Origin of the sequence: Luteitalea sp., assembly GCF_044337415.1 — a bacterium.
Lineage (GTDB): Bacteria > Acidobacteriota > Vicinamibacteria > Vicinamibacterales > Vicinamibacteraceae > Luteitalea.
In genome coordinates this window covers 1-2,727 of sequence record NZ_JBIINP010000382.1, presented here as the reverse complement: position 1 = coordinate 2,727, position 2,727 = coordinate 1, and the positions used below count along the sequence as shown (strand labels likewise).

The 2,727-nt window shown below is 69.8% G+C and carries 3 protein-coding genes; 2 read left to right on the top strand and 1 reads right to left on the bottom strand.

Translation table 11 applies throughout. The features are described from left to right. The first annotated feature begins 176 nt into the window (after positions 1-176). The gene (locus ACIRDX_RS22635; RefSeq protein ID WP_396627676.1) at positions 177-743 is read left to right on the top strand and encodes a YdeI family protein; all 567 of its coding nucleotides are present in this window, start codon (positions 177-179) and stop codon (positions 741-743) included. A 36-nt stretch (positions 744-779) separates the two neighbouring features. Here the strand turns inward: ACIRDX_RS22635 and ACIRDX_RS22630 are convergent, their stop codons facing one another. After that, the gene (locus ACIRDX_RS22630) at positions 780-1,637 is read right to left on the bottom strand and encodes an NAD(P)H-binding protein (protein ID WP_396627675.1); all 858 of its coding nucleotides are present in this window, start codon (positions 1,635-1,637) and stop codon (positions 780-782) included. A gap of 93 nt (positions 1,638-1,730) precedes the next feature. Between ACIRDX_RS22630 and ACIRDX_RS22625 the strand changes: the two genes are divergently transcribed. After that, complete coding sequence (locus ACIRDX_RS22625) at positions 1,731-2,672, top strand: cupin domain-containing protein (RefSeq protein WP_396627674.1); 942 nt, start codon at positions 1,731-1,733, stop codon at positions 2,670-2,672. Positions 2,673-2,727: the final 55 nt, after the last annotated feature.

The window sequence follows — 2,727 nt, the reverse complement described above, 5'->3', positions numbered from 1 at the left end:
CGCCGGACGCCGGACGCCGGACGCCGGACGCCGAACGTCGCACGCCGGACGGCGCGCCTCATCGGACGTAGCCGTCGGACTTGTCCGACGGGCAGGGGCACGTCAGGGGAGAGCAAGCACCGCACGCCGGATGGGGGGCCGCGCGGCAGACTGCGTCATCGTGCTGGAGGACGTGGATGGAAATAGGTGAGATGTGTCGGCCGGCGTCGCGGGCCGAGTGGCGCGCGTGGCTCGAGGCGCATCACGCGAGTGCCATCGAGATCTGGCTGGTGTCGCGCAAGCCTGCGGCGCTCGCCGCCGTGTCCTACCTGGACTCGGTGGAGGAGGCGCTTTGCTTCGGCTGGATCGACGGCATCGGCAAGTCGCTCGGGGCGGAGGAGTCGGCGCAACGTTTCACGCCGCGCCGGCCGCGCAGCAACTGGACCGAACTGAACAAGGCGCGGGCGCGCCGGCTCATCGCGCTCGGCCTGATGACCGACGCCGGCCGCGCCGTGCTGCCCGACCTCGACGCGCCGTTCCGCCTGCTGCCCGAGGTCGAGCGCGCACTGCGCGCCGACCCGGGCACCTGGGCGACGTTCACGAGCTTTCCTCCGCTGTACCAGCGCGTGCGGGCTGGCTACGTGCAGGAGATGCGTGGGAGCGTCGACGAGTTCGCGACCCGCCTTGCCAACCTGGTCACCCGCACCGCGCAGGGCCAGATGTTCGGCAACTGGAACGACGGCGGCCGTCTCGACGATGAGTGACGCGTGCCGTGGCCGTGTCACGCCTGGAGCCGGACGTCAGGCCCAGGCCTCGCGGTAGTCCCGCGCGTACTGCGCGAAGCCGATCGGTGCACGGCCAGTGATCCGCTGCACCGCATCCGTCGTCCGTTCGGCGTACCCGGCCTTGAAGTAGCCAAGGATCAGCAGCATGAAGTCGGCGTAGGCGGCTGGGAGGCCCGCGGCAAGCAGTCCGGGACGCATGGCCTCGGGTGTCACCTCGGTGTAGCCGATGGTGCGGCCTGTCGCCTGCGACAAGAGCGCGGCCACCTGGTCGTGGTCGATCGCCTCGGCGCCGGTCAGGTCGAACTCGGCGTTGGCGTGCGTGTCGGTGGTCAGCAGCGCGGCCGCGACCGCGGCGATGTCGCGGGCGTCGATGAAGCTGCCCCTGGCCTGGCCCGTCGGCAGGAAGATCTGCCCCTGCTCGCGGATGCCCTGCAGCCAGAAGGTGTTGAAGTTCTGCATGAACCAGTTGGGGCGAATCACGTTCCACGCCAGTCCGGTGGCCTGCAGCTGCTTCTCGGCCAGGCGCAGCGGCGCGTTCTCGTCGGCATTGGCGCCCATCGCCGACATCAGCACCACGCGCTTCAGGTTGTGGGCGCGGGCGGCGTCGATCACGGGTGCCAGCAGGACGTCCTGGTTGATGTGTCCGGGCGGCGCCATCAGGAACGCGTGGTCCACGCCGGCGAAGGCGGTCGACAGGCCTTCGCCGGTCAGCAGGTTCAGGTGCACCTCGTCGGCGGCCTGCGGGGGCCGGCTGGTGGCCAGGCGCGTGCGGTGGCCCAGGGCGGTCAGCAGCGGGTTCAAGGCTGAGCCGACCGTGCCGCGGGCGCCGAGGATCAGGGTGGTGGGCTGGGCGGGATTCGTGTGGGTTGCCATGGCCACAGTGTGGATCGCTCGTTCGTGCTTATGAATGGCAACTAGTACAGATTTACATGTCCATAAGTCCAGATTCGTGGTTGAATGGACCACATGGACCTGCTCACGGATGTCCTGCAGCAGGCGGGCCTGCGGCGCCGATTGCTGGACCTGACCACCCTCACGCCGGCGGTGTCGCTCCGGTTCCCCTGCGAGAAGAGCATCGGTCTCCATGCGGTGACGGCAGGGCAGGTGTTCATCCACGCGCCGACGCTGCACGAACCGCTGCGGCTGCAGGCGGGCGACGTGGCGGTGATGGCGCGCGGCTGTCATCACGTGTTGAGCCTGCACGAAGCGCCCCCCACCGAGGCGATCACCGTGGGGACGCTCTCGAGCGACTGGCGAGACCCGGCCGCGGAGCCGCATGCCCAGGTGATCAGCGGTGCCTACCAGCTCTGGAACGACCCGCTACACCCGTTCCTGCGCGAGATGCCGCCCTGGTTCGTGCTGACTGGCGAGTCCGTACCCAGGCTGGGCCCGCTGGCCCTCACGCTCGGCCTCCTCGACGCCGAAGTGCGCCGCAGCGACCTGGGGGCCTCGACCATCGTGCATGGCCTGCTCGACGCGGTCTTCACCTACGCCCTGCGCGACCTCACGCAGCGCCAGGCGGCCGAGCGCCCGGGGTGGAGTCAGGCGGTGGCCGATCCGCCGATACGCATCGCGCTGGCCGCCATGCACGACGACCTGGCGCACCCCTGGACGCTCGACGACATGGCGCGCCATGCCGGCCTGTCGCGCACGGCCCTGGCCGAGCGCTTTCGTGCATCGCTCGGCGACACCCCGCTCAGCCACCTGCGCACCTTGCGGATGCAGAAGGCCATGCAGCTGCTGTCGGAGACCGGCATGAACCTCGAGCAGGTCGCCCAGGCTGTGGGGTATCAGGATGCGTTCGGGTTCTCGAAGGTCTTCAAGCGCACGACCGGCATGGCCCCGCGCGCGTTCCGCCAGCAGGACGCACGCGACCGCCTGGAGCCGATGCGACTGCGGGCGGAGTAGTGGCAATTTGAAATTTGACATTCGAAATTCCCGGGCGAGGGCCTGCGGCCGCTCG